The 17,857-nt window shown below is 64.6% G+C and carries 10 protein-coding genes; 4 read left to right on the top strand and 6 right to left on the bottom strand.

Annotated features, from left to right (window positions below; genetic code table 11):
* Window positions 1-41 precede the first annotated feature (41 nt).
* Complete coding sequence (locus AB0H62_RS09630; RefSeq protein ID WP_360585248.1) at window positions 42-806, top strand: phage Gp37/Gp68 family protein; 765 nt, start codon at window positions 42-44, stop codon at window positions 804-806.
* Here AB0H62_RS09630 and tcmP read toward each other — a convergent pair.
* On the bottom strand, window positions 778-2,010 hold the full coding sequence (tcmP, locus tag AB0H62_RS09625; RefSeq protein WP_360585246.1) for a three-Cys-motif partner protein TcmP: 1,233 nt from the start codon (window positions 2,008-2,010) through the stop codon (window positions 778-780). The two genes, AB0H62_RS09630 and tcmP, sit on opposite strands and share 29 nt — an antisense overlap.
* Window positions 2,011-2,330: 320 nt before the next feature.
* On the opposite strand from tcmP, the gene AB0H62_RS09620 reads away from it, so the two are divergent.
* Window positions 2,331-3,494, top strand: a complete 1,164-nt coding sequence (locus AB0H62_RS09620) for an HNH endonuclease signature motif containing protein (protein WP_360585244.1) — start codon at window positions 2,331-2,333, stop codon at window positions 3,492-3,494.
* Between the two features lie 31 nt (window positions 3,495-3,525).
* Here the strand turns inward: AB0H62_RS09620 and AB0H62_RS09615 are convergent, their stop codons facing one another.
* From AB0H62_RS09615 to AB0H62_RS09600, 4 genes are all read right to left on the bottom strand, one after another.
* On the bottom strand, window positions 3,526-4,977 hold the full coding sequence (locus AB0H62_RS09615; protein ID WP_360585242.1) for an EAL domain-containing protein: 1,452 nt from the start codon (window positions 4,975-4,977) through the stop codon (window positions 3,526-3,528).
* An 82-nt stretch (window positions 4,978-5,059) separates the two neighbouring features.
* Window positions 5,060-5,614 carry a sigma-70 family RNA polymerase sigma factor gene (locus AB0H62_RS09610; protein ID WP_360585240.1) on the bottom strand — a complete coding sequence of 185 codons (555 nt, stop codon included), beginning with the start codon at window positions 5,612-5,614 and terminating at the stop codon, window positions 5,060-5,062.
* Complete coding sequence (locus AB0H62_RS09605) at window positions 5,611-5,850, bottom strand: hypothetical protein (protein ID WP_360585238.1); 240 nt, start codon at window positions 5,848-5,850, stop codon at window positions 5,611-5,613. Before AB0H62_RS09605 ends, AB0H62_RS09610 begins: the two co-directional genes overlap by 4 nt.
* 242 nt (window positions 5,851-6,092) lie before the next feature.
* A complete protein-coding gene (locus AB0H62_RS09600; RefSeq protein ID WP_360585236.1) occupies window positions 6,093-6,440 on the bottom strand; it encodes a hypothetical protein in 348 nt (115 codons plus the stop codon).
* A gap of 487 nt (window positions 6,441-6,927) precedes the next feature.
* Between AB0H62_RS09600 and AB0H62_RS09595 the strand changes: the two genes are divergently transcribed.
* Window positions 6,928-7,971 carry a hypothetical protein gene (locus tag AB0H62_RS09595; RefSeq protein WP_360585234.1) on the top strand — a complete coding sequence of 348 codons (1,044 nt, stop codon included), beginning with the start codon at window positions 6,928-6,930 and terminating at the stop codon, window positions 7,969-7,971.
* Between the two features lie 488 nt (window positions 7,972-8,459).
* Here the strand turns inward: AB0H62_RS09595 and AB0H62_RS09590 are convergent, their stop codons facing one another.
* Complete coding sequence (locus AB0H62_RS09590; RefSeq protein WP_360585232.1) at window positions 8,460-11,513, bottom strand: hypothetical protein; 3,054 nt, start codon at window positions 11,511-11,513, stop codon at window positions 8,460-8,462.
* A gap of 3,251 nt (window positions 11,514-14,764) precedes the next feature.
* Here AB0H62_RS09590 and AB0H62_RS09585 point away from each other — a divergent pair.
* Window positions 14,765-16,873, top strand: coding sequence for a DUF262 and DUF1524 domain-containing protein (locus tag AB0H62_RS09585; RefSeq protein WP_360585230.1), 2,109 nt, complete (start codon window positions 14,765-14,767; stop codon window positions 16,871-16,873).
* Window positions 16,874-17,857 lie beyond the last annotated feature (984 nt).

The raw sequence follows: 17,857 nt of genomic DNA, 5'->3' as shown, positions 1-17,857 counted from the left end.
CAAGCGGAGTGGCGACGCGCACCGTGGAGGAGGTTTGAACGATGAGTAACGGATCTTCGATCGAGTGGACCGAAGCGACGTGGAACCCAACGACCGGGTGCGATCGGGTCTCCGCTGGGTGCGACCACTGCTATGCGTTGACGTTGGCGAAGCGGCTCAAGGCGATGGGCTCGGACAAGTACCAGCTGGACGGGGATCCGCGGACCAGCGGCCCGGGGTTCGGGGTGGCGACGCACGCGGCATCGCTGGGGGAGCCGTTTCGGTGGCGGCAGCCGCGACGAGTGTTCGTCAACTCCATGAGCGATCTGTTCCACGCGAAGATCCCTGTCGAGTTCGTGCGCCGAGTGTTCGCGGTGATGGAGGCGACGCCCCAGCACACGTACCAGGTGCTGACCAAGCGGTCGCGCCGGATTCGGCGTCTCGCCGGGACCTTGGACTGGCCGGCGAACCTGTGGCTGGGCGTGTCGGTCGAGAACGCGCGGGTGCGTTCCCGGATCGATGACCTGCGCGCCGTGCCGGCGTCGGTCCGGTTCTTATCCTGTGAACCGCTGCTCGGACCGTTGCCGGACCTGAACCTTGACGGGATCGGTTGGGTAATCGTGGGCGGCGAGTCCGGACCGAGCGCGCGGCCGATGGCGCCGGAGTGGGCGCTCGACATCCGCGACCAGTGCCACCAGTCGCAGGTGCCGTTCTTCTTCAAGCAGTGGGGTGGGCGCACCCCGAAGTCCGGCGGCCGGACGCTGGAGGGCCGGACCTGGGACGAGTACCCCGCTCAGGTCACGCTGATGCCCGGGTTATCGGCCTGACCGGGATGATCAGCTGCCGGTGGAAGTTGTCTCCGACGCCGGTGTTCTGCACGACGTGTTGCCGATGGAGGGATTTGATCGCGGCCCTCACATGGCGTGAGGACGCGGCTCCGAATACGCCGGCGTAGACCTCCTCGAGGCGGTCGGCGAGAACGAACGGGCCGCTCTGGGTGAGCAGGCGCTGGATGTTCTGCTCAATGATCCGCTCCCAGCTGGCACGGTTCTGCTGCACGTAGCTATCGACGTCGAACGCTTCCGGCGCCGGCAGTAACTCGTCCGCCGTGAACAGGGCATCGGTGTCGTTCCGTTCCGCGCGGGTTTTGGCCTGGCGGAGTTCGGCGCCGAGCCACGCGCCCTCCCACTCGCGGCCGGCTTTCCCGACAGCGTCGGCGAACCACCACAGGCCGTCGACGTGGCGGGTGAACAGCACCAAAAGGTACTTGGGCAGCTGGTTCGGCTTGTGCTGGATCGGCATGCTCAGGGACTTGCACCGCGCGTCGGCCCTGATCCCGGCCTGGTACTCGGCAGCGACCGCCAACGCTGCGTCGGTCGCTCGCCGCTGATCTTTGACGCCTGCTACCGGGGCAAAGTGCTTTTGCCACCAGTCCCCACCCAAGAACCGGTTCGCGTGCGCGACCGTCTTCTCGTCCGCCACGCTGAGCGGTTTGCCTTCCTCACGGCGCTTGCGCAGCAGGCCGCCCATGCGCGCGACCGTGCTGATGCTGATGTGCAGCAGCACTTCCGTCGGTGCGCTGCCTGGCCGGTTCAGCAGCTGCCTGACCAGCTGATTGCGATCCAGCGCCGTCCCGAACGGATCGAGAAACGCGAACAGCGCCGCACCGCGGGTCACCGGCAGGATGTCCGGAAGCAGGTTCTGCAGGTCGCCGCCCAGCACGAGGTCCTGCGGCCGGCCCTGCTGCTCCATGACTCGTTTGAGGTTCTGGTAATCCTCGTCGTTGCGTTCGACGTAGATGCCTCTGACCTGACGGAAGCTGCTGACCCGAGTGGCCTTCTGCGCGAGCAGCAGCGGTGAACCGGGGGTGCCGTCTTCGTACTCACCGCGGCCGGCGTATCCGTCGAGAAAGACGACAGGCCGACCTCGGCCGGCCTTCGACGCGAAGACCACCGGGTAGCGGGACAGGATCGCATGCTTGAAGACCGCCTGCGCCTTCCGTTCCCGGAAGAAGTCTCGGCTCGCACTCATTGCCCGGCCTCCGAACAGTCGCAGTCGCCCGGTTCGCGCTCTGCCAGCCGGCCCGGAGGCCGCCCGATCTGAGCGTGGCAGATGTCAAATGCTCGGTAAGTCGTCCACAGGGGTGGACTCGTTACGCGAAGTGGGTTCTGCTGGTCACGAAGAGTGGTAATCGGTGCGGCGCAGCGATGCAACTCCGACAATTCGCCGGCATCATGGGGCGCTCGTTGTCGAAGGGTGGGTGGCGGTGATACTTCCCAGTCGTCCTTCTCGCAGCCGCCGTCGGGCGCGGAAGGAGTCAAGCGAGGGGGAGTGTCATGCCTATCAGCGATTTGACCGACGTAGACGCCGTCCGCAGCGCGATGCGCGAGCTCGACCACGACGGCCAAGCAGACTTCTTAGCACGCCATGAGTTCGGGGACGCCGATCAGTATTACGCCCGTGCCGGGGCCCGGCTGTATCCGGCCAAAGCGATCGCCGGTGTCGCCTACGGCTACCAGTTCCGCGACCGCGGCACCCTGCCCCATGGCGGCTTCAGCGGCGGACAGGCTGGCGCGAACCGTGTACTACGCCAGCTCGGGTTCGACATCATCGACACTCGGCCGGACACGATCGCGGGAGAGCGCGTGTGGCGCGAGGCGGTGTATGCGCACTTGCGGGACCTTGACCCTGATGGTCACGGGATCGAACCGGGCGCGATCCGTAGCTTCGGCGCCTACGGTGGTGGCCAGGGCGTGTGGGTGGATTCCGCCCGCACGCGCGACCTCGACAGCCGCGGCATCACCGTCGCCGTCCTCAACACGGGCCGCCACTACGCCGACGTACTGACCGACGAGGACGCGCTCTACCACTACCCGAACACCAATCGCCCGTCCGGGCGAGACCACGCCGAGGTCGAGGCCACCAAAGCGGCCGGTGAACACACGATCCCCGTGTTCGTGATCAGCCCAGCCCCGACCAGCGGTGCCCGGCGCACCGTACGACTCGGGTGGGTCGGCGGCTGGGACGACAACAGCGAACTGTTCCTCATCACCTTCACCCCCGACGCCCCGGACCAGCTGCTCGACACCGATTCCTCCGACGAGGAGGGATTCCAGCTCCGCGGCAACAACCGCCGTCGACGGACCCGCGAAGTCGTCGAACGGCCCGGCCAGAACACGTTCAAGTTGCGCGTGTTTCAACGGTACGGCGCTCGATGTCCTCTCTCGGGCGTGGCCGTGCCCGAGATGCTCGAGGCCGCACACCTCGTCCCGTACGCCGCTGATGGGAGCGACGACCCACGCAATGGGCTACCGCTCAACGCGGCACTCCATCGCGCATTCGACGCCCACCTTTTCGGTATCGACCCGGACACCCACGACGTCGTCACCAAACCCGGTGGCCCCGGTCTCGCGGACCTCGGCATCACCACCCCGACCATCCGCGGCCTGGTCAAATTGCCTCACCACGAGGCTCTTGCGGCACGCTACGAGGAATGGCGCAGCAAGCAGCCGTAGGCCTCACAGCGCACACGGCTGCCCACTGCGGCTACCCACGTGGGACGGGAACGGCCGGCGCGTTCGCCGAACCGGCCGGCTCGTCAAAGGTGCTACTTCGGCTGGGACGGCGGGGCGGGGGACTGAGCCGGAAGAGTTCGCCGGCAATGTCGTCCCGTGTCGCATTGCGGTAGTGGGTGGGTACGTACAAGCCGTCAGGCAACAGGCGCCGGGCGCGCGCGAGATCGATGTCTTCGGCGAGTATCTGGGCGCCGAAGCGCTCAGCTGACTTGACCAGCCAGGCGAAGGTGCTGCGGTCGCGGTCATTGTCGAGTGCGCTGTCCATGACCGCTCGCGGGATGACTGCGAGCGTCCAAGGATGCCGGGTCAGCATGTCGAACGGGCTGGTCTGTGCGCCGTAGCCAGTGAGGGCGAGGTTGATACCTGCGTCGGCAAGTTCGTACAGGTGGTCGTCGACACCGGGAAGCGAGAGGGCCTCGGCGGGAACACCCAGGTACAGCATGTGAGCTGGCACACGAACGGCATGCAGGTGGCCGGCCAGCGCTTCGGCGAGATGCCGATCGGTGAGAAGCGCGGTCGGCAGCTCAAGCAGCACCAACGGGTTATGAGGGAGTCGCTGATCGCGCCAGACCCGCAGATCGCCGCAGATCTCGGGCAGGACGCGGTCGAACACCAGGTGCGTGAGGTGGCTGACATCGGCCAGGCTGCCCAGGTCGCTGAGCGGATGAAGGGTTCCGGAGGGGGTGCTCCAGCACGGGACCGCGTGGACGCCGGCGATGCCGGCCGCGTCGGTGTGTTCGATGCGGCGGTAGCGCACCGTGCAGCGGCCGGCCGCAACAGCAGCGCGAGCCTGCTCAAGCCGCATCACTGGGCGGAGTGCAACTTTGCCGTTACCGGAGCCGGGCCGGGCCGTCCAGCTGATCCGGACATAGTCGGGAAGTCCGACCCGGGCTGCGACGGCACGCTCGAGGAGGTCGGCACCAGGGCGGGCGATTGTCACCCCGAAGTGCGGTTGAACGCGTGCTTGACGGCCGTCGAGCACGTATGGTTCGCCCAGCGCCGAGGCCAGTTTGGTGGCGGTTTCGGATAGGTCAAGGTCAGCCCCGGGAACGGTTGAACCGGCAATGTTCACCAGGAGATCGGCTCCGTCGGACAGAATCGTCAGGCGTTGGTGCTCGCCGAGTACCCCCTCGGCCCGGCGTGCGACAGCGGTGTGCAGCTGCTGCGTGGTCTCGACGGTCAGGTCGGTATCCGGTTGGAAATGGTGGGGTAGCCGGATCGCCAGGACGAGCGACCACCTCGAGCGGTTGTGCCCGGGTGGCCACGAGCCGGTGGGCTCGCCTGAGCGCGGTCGGGCGTCGGCGGCCACGTCGGGTTGCCGCTGGTCGTCTTCGCGCCGTGCGGAGGCGGCCACTTCTTCGTTGGCTGCCTGTACAAGAGCGAGTTCAGCTGGGGACGTGGGCGCGGTGAGGGCGTTCGCCAAGGCGACGAGGCCACGCGGTAGCGCTGCTTCGTCGGACCGCGCGCGGCGAAATGGCAGAGAAGCTAAGGAACGGCGGAACACGTTAGACCTCTTCTCCAGCGTCGGTACGGTGCGGTCGCCTCGGGTGCTGGCGGTCGAGCCAGTGCCGCATGCGCCGCTGCGCCTGGGAGCGATACGACCGCACGGACGCTTGAGAAACCCCGATCCGGGCGGCGATATCTGCCGTCGTGTGGCCGAACAGGGTAAGCACCAGCGCGACCTGTTCCTGCCGAGTCAGGCGTGGTAATCGTTCGAGTGCCGTACGAAACTCGAGCCGCAGCTCGGCCGAGACCTGCGCGCTCCATATCGGGACGTCATGCTCGGTCAGCTCGTCGGCCTGTTCACGGCTACGGCGGCGAAGATCGATAGCGCGATTCTTTACGACGACGGTCACCCACGCGACCCGGTCGCCAGTGATGGCTCGCCAGTTCCGATACAGCAACAGCAGCCCATCATCGACGGCAAGTTCGTAATCTTGGTTCGGGCAGATCTGCCGAGCTAGGCGCACCAGAACCGCGCGATGCTCGCGCACCACGTCACTGAACGCAGCGACCTCCCTGGGGTCGTCGGCGGCACTGGGTGGGGCATGATCGGTCACTCCCGCCCAACCTCGCGCCGGCGGTACCGCTTGATCAACACGTCGAGCCCGCCGGCACGGACCACCCACTCACCTTCACCGCGCTCACTTTCCAACACAGCCTTAGCCAACCGCACCGCCTGTTGCTGTTCGACAAGTCGAACAGCCGCGGCAGCGATCAACCTGAGCAAACACCACAGCCGGCGCGCGGACAGCGTCGTCGCGCCAGCAGCAACCGCGGCCACCAGGTACAACACCGGGTGACTCCTTCCGAAAAGGGACTGGGGCCGGACCGGGGTGGCCAAGCCATCACCCTCATCACGCCAAAACCCGGCAGAACGCGGGGTACGTTCACCCAGACGTGTACCTTTGCTGTCGTTTCAGGCCCTGTGGGAACTGCAGATCACGCCCGCACACTGGAAGAGCTGCGCTGCAAGCTCACCCCACGGTCACCTGTCGTCGATTCCGGCATGGTGCGCCGTCACGTATTACCGCTCCGTCAGTAATCCGTCCGCAGTCGGTACACCCTGGGCCGGAGCCGGTTGGTGAAGATCTCGAGCGAGGCCTCCGCCTCGACCTCGACCACCAGCTCGAGGACAACCGGCCGGTACTCGGTTTGCCCGCGCCCGAACACCCCTGTGGACACCCGCGCCGCGGGGTTCACCGGTGACCCTGACTTGTCCCCGACCTGGCTTCGCAACGTCGGGGACAATGGCAGCGACAGGCCGATGCGGTGATGTTCGCTGGCGGAGTCGCGACGGCCGAGGATGACTTCCGTGGGGTGCGCGGGGTCGCCTGTGACTCCGACGACGAAGGCGGCCAGCACTGTCGTCTGCCGGATCTTCACCCAGCTCCCCGTACGTCCGGCACGGTATGGGCGATCGACCAGCTTCGCGACGACGCCCTCGATCCCGACAGCGCTCTGGACTCGGTTCTTAAGTTCGCGGTCGAACCTCGCCGCCAACCTCACCCGCTGCCGCGGCTGCTGATGGACGCCGTCCAGTGCCGCTAGTTCGAGAAAGCTTCAAACGATGGCCAGGCCCTGCACGTCGGCTGCCTCGGCGAACTCAGGCGGGAAGTCGATACTGTTGCGGCTGGTCGGCACGATAGTTGAATCCAGCGCGATTCGCATCGCGCAGCGATACCTCGACGCCTGGGTGGGTCGGAGTCTGACGTCTCTCTGCCCTTGTCACAAGGTTCAGCCTGCACCGTGATCAGCGAGCTCGGCCCGAGCTGGCCTTACGGCTACAAGATCGGCTTCCTCCTGGCCTCATCAGACTGCCTACGAGGGGTGCTCCGTTAGCTATTGAGCCATAACATTAGAATGACTGGTCATGACTGATCCAATGATCGAGCACGACGATGCGATTCGATCCATTAGTAGCAAGGTCGAAAGTCTACGAACCACAATCGAAGCCATACCTGCCAAAGTTCGGAATCAGTACAGCAGTTACTCATCATTCAACGTTCCAGGAGCCATAAAGAGACTGGATTCGACGCTTAGTTCCGTATCAGAAATGATGGCAGACTTACTGCAAGTCAGCGCCATATTGCGCGATCTTCCAGTCAGCCAGGAGGATAGCGAGAACCTTCAAATAGCTATCTCTAGGTTACAGGATCCACTTAATGTCGCTAACATGGCACTAGAGTCGCTGGCATACAGGCAGAACCACATGTCCGACTATAAGAGAATTATTGATCTAATGCAGGGATCTGCTAACGAAATGAGCGTCCAGCAGAAGGAGTTGATTAGTACACTTAGGGATCTACGAGACAAGCAGAGAGCTGCTGGAATCATAACTCCAGACCTCGATGGCGCAGTTAAGAGTTGGTCAAGCTTGTTGGAGATCGAGCAGATCCGGTCTTCGGCAGAAAGTGCGAACGAGCAGGTTGGGCGAGTCTTAGAGGTATCTCGACAAGCGGCTGGGCAAGTCGCCGAAAATACGCTCTCGTTACACTTTAAAAAAATTGCCGACCGGGAGCGTGAATCCTCCACAAAGCTTCGAATTACCGCAGTAGTATTTTTGGTTTTGGCTGCAATTTTTGGATACCTTATCACTAAAGGTGAGGCGTCGACAGCGATGCTAGCCGAGCGACTATCTATTGGCGTCCCGTTGCTTCTCCTGGCTGCATACTTCGCCAGGGAAGCATCTCACCACCGTACGATGTCGCGATGGGCCGAGGAGATCGAAGTTAAGCTTCTAACACTCGACGCCTACATTGAACCACTAGACAAAGATCAGCAAAACTTACTTCGGTCGGAATTTGGAAAACAAATCTACAGGATAAAAGAAGAATCGACGCAAAGTCGCGATCCTGGAATGAGTATACTCGGCGAGGTAAACGGTCTACTTGATCGAGTGGCCAATCGAAAGTAGGCGGGTTGCGATAGCGAGTACCAGTGGGTGAAGTAGATGACCCGAAGGCGAGTACTTGGAACCAGAAACAAATCAGCACACTACTTAGCGTCAAGTCCTGGTGCGCCGATGCCCCCCCAGAAGACGCTGCACGGTCGCGACGTCGAGCAGACTTCGCGGCCGCGGCGGTGTGGCTAGCGCTCATTCGAGACTCGGGCAGTTGACACGTCCCCTGGCGCCGAAGATCCGCGATCTCGTCAAGCTATGAGGTCGTCACGTTGCCTGATCAATGGGAGCCACGATGGGTGCGAGACGACGTCTGGACCATCCACGTGAGGCAGCGGATACAACAGCAAGGTCAGCTTGACCAGCGCTGGACGGCCGAGAGGTAGCGGGCCACCGCTTTTGCAAGGCGGGGTTCGAAATTGCGCCCGCACCGCTATCCCGGCACTCACGCGACTGGCCGGCGGTTGCACCGAGGGACAACAACAAGCCGTTATTCAGCGGCCTCAGCTCGGTTTGACACCGCAAGACGCGACTCGGTCCCAAAAGTCGGCCACGGGTGGATTGTCGTCGATGTCTCGGTGGTACAGCTGCTCAATGAACTGGACCCGGACGCGCTGCACTGCTGCACCGCCTGCCGACATGGGGACCAGCTTTGCCGACTGAGAGTCCCGCAGGAACTTGATGAAAGTGGTCCACACCTCCGACCCGAAGGCCAGCTGCCACCTCGAGTTGTCGTCCGCCGGCATCAGATCACGCTGGTAGACCACCACCGAATCGGGGCGCTGCCTGAAGTTGTTCAGCAGGGCTTCGACGGCGTCGGCGAACTCCTCGTTGTGACCGTCTTCGGGGACGGCCGGGACCGGGAGACCGAGCTTCTGCAGCGTCCGCTGGATCTCCTGTGGTCGTTCGAACAGCGACCCCAGAGCGATCAGCTGGCTAACCTCAGTGCCTTCGAAGCGTTCGATGCCCGGGAGGTGCTGGCTTTCGGGGGGCAGCCACAGGGCATCGATCGTGCCTCGCTCGAACTGCAGATTCTTGGCCCTTTCGGCCGGGAGCTCAAGCCTGCCGAACGTGCACCCGCGGAAAGTTACGTTCGCCACCTCGGTTCCCGTGAGGTCGAGCTCCGCGAAGGTAAGGCCCTCGAGTTCGATGTCACAGAGGGTCTTTGCGTGGCGGGCGATTAGCGCCCATAGGGAGCCGAGGTTCGCGCGGTAAGCCTCTTGTCGTCCGGCGGGGAGGTCGTCGGCGCGCGTTGAGTTCAGCCTGAGGAGTTCTTCCACCGCTCGCGCTTCCGACCGGACTACGCGTGCTGCCGTTGCGACACGAAGCTGCGTCTTGGTCAGCATGGCGACAACGGTGTCCAGGTTGTCTCTTCGCAATTCTGACAGGAGGGCGTCGGCGAGAAACAGATCGTAGAAGAGTTCATGCTGGAATGTGAACAGTCGTTTCGCCGAGGCGCCTTCGTCGACCGCAAGCCCGCACAAGACCGACAACCTCTGAAGCAGACCCGGACGGACCTGGAGGTCATCTTCGGACAGCGCGGCCTGGACGGCAAGTTCCAGATCTTTGAGTTCCACCGCCCGGGCGCCCTGCTCCGCCATGAGCGCGGCGATCGCTTCGAAAGTACCGCGCAGCTCTGCGGGCGAGAGCAGCGGTTTGTCCTGGCCGCCTCCCATGAGGAGTTTCATCGATTCCCGCTGCAGGTACTGCTCAAGGACGATGTCGGGGAGCGTGGCGGCTCCCGCTCGCCCGGCCGTAACCGCTTCGACATAGACACGGGCAAAAAAGGGAAGCCCCAGCAACCGCCTATCCTCGGATTCGAGGTCGTCCAAGGTGACGGGGTCGATGCCGTGGCTGCGTAGAAATCCGTCAAGATCCGTCTCGCGCCACGGCTGCAGCGACGCCACCCGATGCTGCACGAGGACCTGTTGCCGCCGTTGTTCCCTGACCAGACTCGTCCGGTACTGGTTCAGGTAATAGGACGAACGGGCCGACACTACGATGACGCCGCGGCCGCCCATTGCGTCGATCCACGGCTTGAGAGAACCGAGTGCGTTCTCGTAGCCGACGCCGCCGAGCAGCTCGTCAAAGCCGTCGATGAAGAGCGCAATCAGCCCGTTCCGGCACAGCGTCTTGACGGTCTCGAGTTCGAGGTTGCGGGTCGCGGCACTGGCAGCCGCGATGGCGTTGTCGAGACTTCCCGAGGTCTCCCCTGTGGAACGGACAAAATAGAAGAGCGGCAGCCGCCGGTCCGAGGCTATGCTCTCGTCCTCGCTCTCGATCGCTCTCGCGCGGTCCAGCGCGGCGGTGACGAGCGCGCGGGTTTTGCCGATGCCGGCCTCGCCGCGTACGAAGTAGACTCGGGTCTGGGTGCTACGCATCCTTAGCCGCTCGTCGATCTCGTCCTGCAGGCCGGTAAAGTCCATGTATTCGACGGACCCGTCCGTCTCCGCGTCTTGCATCGAGGTGACCTTGACCCGCGGTGTCACGAGGTCGTCGGTCGTCCTCGTCCACCCGAGTGCCTTGCGCTCGCCGGCGACCAGCTCGTGCTCCACCGCCACGAGGTGCTGGCGGACCCGGCTGGCCACCACTTGCCAGTTGGCGAGGCGGCGCAGGAAGTCTCGGTACGGTAACCAGGTACTGGTCTGGTCGTCCCGCCAGAGACGCTGGTCGCTGTCGCCGATCCGAAAGCGATCGGTACGCGGTTCGGCGCCGGTGCTGAGGGCCTGGTGCCAGTAGACGGTGACCTCGGCGTCCTTGTCGTAGGGGTGCAGCGCGTGGTCGAGGTCGCGGAAACCGTCGAGATCGGCCCGCAGATCGTCCACGAACCCGCGGAAGGTTCTGTCCTCGTTCTGCGCGCGTAAGGAGCGGTTAAGCGCGATCATGAGGTCGTCGCCGCAGGTTTCGACGCGGACCTCACTGTGGTCGGCGCGGAGATAAGCCGGTGCCGTTCCGGTGAAGCTGGTGAGCACACACATCCGCCCGGCTTCGTCGAGGCAGATGAACGGCCATGTCCCGAGGTGTCTTCTCGGCCACCGCAGCTCAAGCTGGTGCATTCCGCTTTCGTCGGCGACCGTGCGCAGCTCCGCCCCGGCGAGATACCCGCGGATCAGGGACGAGAGGTTCTGCATGGTCCGGCGAACCCGTTCGGTCGTGGCCTGCCTCGCATCACCGGTGGGCAGCGGGTTGCCGTGGAAGAGGTGGTCCCGGAGCTTCTTGAGGGTGCCGAACTGGGGGTCTTTGCCGCTTATCTGGTCAATCTCCGCGAGGACCGCCTCGATCAGCTCGTCGACCGGATCAGCGCTCGCCTGCGCGGTGCCTCTGAGAAAGCCGAGTGCGGCGCTGAGGTAAGCGAGGAAGGTGCCGAACCCGGGGGAGCGGTGGAGCCGCACGTGGTCCGGGTCGAGCTCCCGGATCTTGGCGGCGGCGCACATGGTCACGAACCGGAGCTGGAAATCGATGGCTGCGATGTAGACGTGGATTACGGCTTCCCCATCAAGGCCGTCCGGGAGGTAGCTGTTCTCGAGCTCCTCGTACCGCTCCACCGCCGTTGCCATCCATCCTCCTTGCCACTGGACTTTGTCAACGAGCGATCGCGCCGGAGCGGCCGGGCGTTACTGGGGCCCTCCAGGGGGACCGTCAGCGATGGACTGTGGCACCAAATGCGCAGCTTCCACGAATGGCGTTGACGACCCGGCAATCCCGCCGCCACCCTGCTGCGACGTTAGCAGCGACTCGACCACCACCCACGCTCGATCGGTCAACTCACCACGACCACCGACCAGTCACAACCATCAGGGGTCCAGCTCAACCACTTACAAGACACGCCCTAGTCAGCAGCCACAGCGAACCCGAAGGGCGGTCGTAGATGGGAGCGGAGGCCTTGACAGCGTCGGCCCGCGGCGAACGGCGCTCCGCAGGGCCGCTGAGTGTGCCAGCGTCGAGGCATGAGCGATACGTGGACCGTTGCCCGAGTTTGAGCCGTCGGTTCGGGCTCTGCCCGACGCCTCATACTCATCGCCTGGGCTCGAATGGGTTAGGGCGCAGGACGAGACTCGACTTCCGGCATGACGATAAGTTGATCAATGGGGGCACGATCGGTGCGAAACCACGTCGTCGGCATCCAGACGAGCCACCCCAGACACACACTGGGTCAGTCTGACCAGCGGAGTCCGCCGGGGATGGTGTTGACCAGCGCTTTTGCAAGGCGGAGTTCGACATTACGCTCGCGCTGCCGGTGCGGAAGCGACCGGTCGGCAGTGGGCCGATCTCGGGGTAAGCCCAGCCCTTCGTGTTTAGAGTTCCATACCTCTCCAAGGCGGCCCCGGCGGGGCCGCGCCGCTATCGGCCGGTCGCGCCGGGCCCCGCCTCCGGCACCCCACGCGACCGGCCGGCGGGCTGCACCAGGACTGCAGCCCAAGAAAAAACGTGCCCTCGCCGGACGGGCAGGTCTCCGAGATGGTCGAGAAGCGCAGACACGTCGCGTCCGTGAGTGACCTGTCGCCATCTCGTCGACCTCCCCGAGGGCTATCACGCCGTGTCAAGGGGGCAGTTTGGCCGGCACGCTCCGGACCGCACGAAGGCGCCCCCTTGACACGACGTGATCGGGCTACGCCAGGTCGACGAGATGGCGAATAGGCCACCCACTTGTGAGCCGAGGCTCCCAAACCGAGTACGCATCTGCTGTTAGGGGATTTCGGGCCCCCGCTCCACTGTTCCGGCGCCGACCGCCTCAGCGCGCCGCTAGTGGGTCGGGGGGCGGTGCTGAGAGAATGCGCCCGGCTGGCAAGCACTGGCAGGCAGAGAGGAACGGGGCGATGGGACTACTCGGCAAGTTGCTGGGCGGGCTGGGTGGTGGGTCGGCGCCGCCCTGTCCCTCATGCGGTGCGACGTTGGACCCCGAGGATCTTGGCGCGGGGTCGTACTGGTGCGAAAGTTGCGGGATTCCGATCAAGACGGTGGACGGGGAGCTCGTCGACCCGAACAGTCTCAGGAGTGCCGGCGCTGGCAGTTGCGAGATCTGTCAGTCCTCGCTGTCTGGGGGCACGTCATACCTGCCCTATGAAGATGGGAGCAACTCGCATGCCTACATCGTGTGCCCGTCATGCGGGCACGAAAACATCCGGTACGGGTTCGGCGAGGACGACGACTGACCTGATCGGCGGGCAGGTTATGCCGGCGGAGGATGGCGGTGCGCACGGCCTGGGCCGCACTAAGCCAGCCCAGCGAGCGCGTTCCACGATCGCTACCGTCAGCTCCAAGCCGAGTACAACGTGCCCGACGCATGCGACGCCGACGACATCGCGGCACCACTGTCCGTCCGGCCCCACTGAGGGCCGCCTCCTTTCCCACATGCGCCAGGAGGATGTCGTCGAAGGAGTCTGCTGGCCACGGGTCCTCCTCGTGCGGCAGCCTGAAGCCCACCTCCGCGACATCGGCCACTCCACTCTCGTCAAGGGCCACGGCGTCCTCGCGCGCACCGGCTGCCCCGGATAGCAGCCTGCCCGCGATCAAGCGCCCTTGCAGGGCATCGACCGCGGGCTGAACCACCGGAGCGAACCACCCGGCACAGGCCACACAACGTCGCTGCCAATAGCCAGACGATGCACCACGACCGGCGTGAAACTGGCAGGTGCGCATACCGGACATCGTGGGCGCACCGCGAAGTGGCAGATTTAGCGGCCAAGCGTGACGAAAAGCCGGCGCAGCTGTCGCCGGGGCAGGTCGCGGCGGCCATGGTGGCCGAGGCCAAGGCGCGAGGGCTCGCGTTGACCGGCACGAACTGGTTGCCAAGTCCGCCGGAGACCCTGTCCGGGCTGACGATTAGTTCTTTCGGACCTCTGCAGACCTCGAGCTCAGTAGGCGGACGACCGGTCCGGTGGGCTGTCCAACGTCCGGCCCAGCCCCGCCACTGGTCTGCAGCTCAGCCAGCTTGTTGATCAGTGGGTGCCACGATGGGTGCGAAATCCGATCTGACGCATCCAACTTAGCCACTCCAGACAGACCTGGGTTCAGCCTGACCAGCATCGGACGACGGAGATGGTGTTCACCACCGCTTCTGCAAGGCGGTGTTCGGCATTGCGCCCGCGCTGCGGGTGCGGAAGCGCTGGTCGGCAGTGGGCCAGGTGAGCTCGCGAACTATTTGGAGACCTTGATCAAGCAGGACGGCGAGGTTGCCGTTCCCGCCGACCGCTGATGTCTCCACCGGGCAGGGTCAAGCTGGTGCGGGGAGTGGTGTGGACCGGTACCGTCCGGGAGTGCAGTACCTCTACAGACGCTTCCGGGTGACCTTGCATCGTCTGTCGTGGCAAGACGAGGCGACCTGGTACATCGTCGAGGCCCGCTCCGAGCACGAAGCGGCCAAGCCGTTCCCACGCGGCCGTGTCGACCGCGTGGAGCGGTACGGCGGCGTCCGACCGGCCACGATCCGTGTGGAACCCAAACCGCGTAGGCCGTTTCGGACACTGCTCCGTGACGAGCCGCCAGCTGGGCGGGCAAGCAGCTCGCGCGCGGCGCCAGGGCGACGCGCAAGTTGTCGGCCGCCAGTCGCGCCATGACGCTGGCCGCCAGCACCGCGAGCGCGAAGCTCACGATGCTGGCGGCCACGGAGCGGGGTTGGCCAGTTGCTCGATATGGCGGGCACCGCAGCTGCATGTGCAGAGTCAGTTCAATCTGCAGTCTCGCGGATACGGGAGTCAGTGCTGAGTCAGGCGCTCGCGATCGCGACTGCGTACCGCTTCTCCAATCACTGGGCTGGCAAGTACTGTAATGAGCTTGTCAGCCCCAGCTTGATATAATTGAGGAAATTATGAAAGCCACCGAAGCCTCCCTCTTACAGTTCCTCAAGAAGTCGCCGCAGTTCGTTATCCCGATTTATCAGCGGACCTACAGCTGGTCCGACAAGGAGTGCCGACAACTATGGGCCGATGTGTTGCGCGCTGGCCGTGACGAGGCCATCAGCGCCCACTTCGTTGGCTCGGTGGTCTATGTCGAGCAGGGGCTGTACCAGGTATCCAGTCAGTCGCCGCTGCTGGTGATTGACGGCCAGCAGCGCCTGACGTCGGTGACGCTGCTGCTGGAGGCGCTGTCGCGCCACCTCGACGGCGAGCTGGTTGAGGGCTTCTCAGCTAAGAAGCTACGCAACTACTACCTGTTGAACCCGCTGGAGGACGGCGATAAGGCCTATAAGCTGCTGCTGACGCAGACCGACCGCGACAGCCTGACGGCGCTCGTCGAGCAGCGGCCGCTGCCGTCGGACGGCTCGCTACGCATCGCCCAGAACTTCGAGCTGTTCGAGGGACTGGTGGTGGGCCTGAAGGGCGACCTGGCGCCGCTGTGCCACGGCCTCAGCAAGCTGGTCGTCGTCGACGTGGCTCTCAACCGCGAACAGGACAACCCGCAGCTCATCTTCGAGAGCATGAACTCCACCGGCCGCGAGCTCAGCCAGGCCGACCTCATCCGCAACTACGTGCTCATGGGGCTGGAACCAACACACCAGGCCAAGCTGTACGAGCAGCACTGGCGGCCGATGGAGCGCGGCTTTGGACAGGAGGGCTACGGCGCCTACTTCGACGCCTTCATGCGCCACTACCTGACCGTCAAGACCGGCGACATCCCCAACGTCCGGGCGGTCTACGAAGCCTTCAAGGCTTACGACCGCCGCGAGGACGTTGCCGCCGCCGGGGTCGACGCGCTGGTGGCTGACGTGCGCGCCTACGCCGGCTACTACTGCGCCATGGCCCTGGGCCGGGAGACCGACAAGGCGCTGGCCGAGGCCTTCCAAGACCTGCGCGACCTCAAGGTCGATGTGGCCTACCCGCTGCTGCTGGAGCTGTACCACGACTACGCCACCGAGGTGCTGGCCCGTGACGACTTCCTACGGGCGCTGCGGCTCATCGAGTCCTACGTCTTTCGGCGGGCCATCTGCGCCATCCCGACCAACTCGCTGAACAAGACCTTCTCGACCATTGGCCGCTCGCTCAAGAAGGACCGTTACCTGGAGAGCCTGCAGGCCAGCTTGCTACTGCTGCCGTCCTACCGCCGCTTCCCAAGCGACGAAGAGTTCCAGCGCGAGCTCATGGGGCGCGACCTGTACAACCAGCCGCGCCGCAGCTATTGGCTGCGCCGCCTGGAGAACGACGGCCGAAAGGAACGGGTATTCGTCGACGAGTACACCGTCGAGCACATCATGCCGCAGAACGCCAACTTGCCCGATGCCTGGCGCCAGGAGCTCGGCCCGGACTGGGAGCAGGTACACGCCGCCAAGCTGCACACGGTCGGTAACCTGACGCTGACCGGCTACAACAGTGAGTACAGCGACCGGCCGTTTGCCGAGAAGCGCGATATGCCGGGCGGCTTCAAGCACAGCCCGCTGCGGCTCAACCAGGGGTTGGGCAGCGTCACGCGCTGGGACGAGGCGGCCATCGACGCCCGCGCCGTTCAGCTGGCCGAGTTGGCGGTGAAGGTCTGGCGGCAGCCGATGCTGGAGGTCAGCGTGCTGGCCGCCTATCGGCCGCAAGCCACGGCCACCGCCTCAGGCTACAGCCTGGATGACCACCCGCAGCTCGCGCCCGGCCGGCCGATGCGGGCGCTGTTTGACATGCTGCGGCCGCAGCTGCTGGCCCTCGACGCCAACGTCGGCGAGGAGATCCGCAAGCTGTACATCGCCTATAAGGCGGAGACCAACGTCGTCGACATCGTGCCGCAAGCCAACCGCTTGCGGTTGTCGCTGAACATGCCCTTCCCGGAGCTGTGGGACCCACGCGGCCTCGCCCGGGATGTGACCAACCTCGGCCGCTGGGGCAACGGTGACGTCGAGGTCGGGCTAAAGACCACCGAGGATATTCCGTACGTACTTGGCCTGGTACGGCAGGCGCTGGAGCGGCAGCTGGGCAACGGCATTGAGGGAGCGGCCTGATCAATGGCGTGGACCAGCTCGCTTGGAGACGGAACGGCTCGCTCTGGGAGGCGGCGGCGCGCTTACGGTCAGCGGAAGCATCCGAAATGTCTAGGTTGCGGACGCTGATCGTCAGCTGGTCTCGATCTCCATGCACGGTCTTCTGCGTGAAGTGGCGCTCAGCGTGCCGCGACGGATCCCGCGGCGGAGAGGCTGGCGCTCGTCCGCGGGTCGTGCATCTGGGCACATCGCCTGACACCAGGGGTTAGTTGCGGATCTCGTCCGCGATCGCGGTGGTGATCTTGGTCCACAGTCTGGTCCACGAACTGCTGCCCACCGGTGCCGGACACGCCCAGTTTGGCGTAACTGCTGCCTGCCGTGACCAGGCGTTCCGTGTATCCCCAGGCCAGCGCCCGAACTACGGATAAGGAGGTCGCGAGTTCCTGAGGTTGCGAGCGACGGTGCTGCCGTTTGTAGGATCGTCGCAGTCGACGATGGGGAGGACGTAATGTCCAGGGAGTATGGGGCTCGACTTTACGAAACGATCAGCTATCCATGTCCAAGCGCAACGTGCAGGAATGGCACGCGAGACTTCCTTCCTGGTCGGCTCGTCGCGAATGGAGACGGTGCCGAGCTGGAAGTTCGCCGCTGCGACGACTGTGGTCACGAGCTTCGTCTGGCACCGCGTGTGTGGGTGCCAGCGTCTCAGAGTGACGGCGACCTCTATCCGGGTTGATGGCACTCCCTCGTCACGCGAGCTGTCGGGCCACGACGACGGTTCGGGCAGAGACGTTGTCGCCACCGACGCAACCATCGGCTGCATTCGCCAACTCAGGTGATCAATGACAGTCATGATGACTGCGAAGCGACGTCTGGTCCATCCACACAAGGCAGCGGAGACAACGGCAGGGTCAGCCTGACCAGCAGCGGACGTCGGAGATGGCGTTGACCAGCGCTTTTGCAAGGTGAGCGACGTTGGCTACGGTGGTGGGTTTTGCAGACAAG

Origin of the sequence: Amycolatopsis sp. NPDC050768 (assembly GCF_040654155.1) — a bacterium.
Classification (GTDB): domain Bacteria; phylum Actinomycetota; class Actinomycetes; order Mycobacteriales; family Pseudonocardiaceae; genus Amycolatopsis.
The sequence above is the reverse complement of the archived record's forward strand: the minus strand, read 5'-3'. Positions and strand labels throughout refer to the sequence as shown.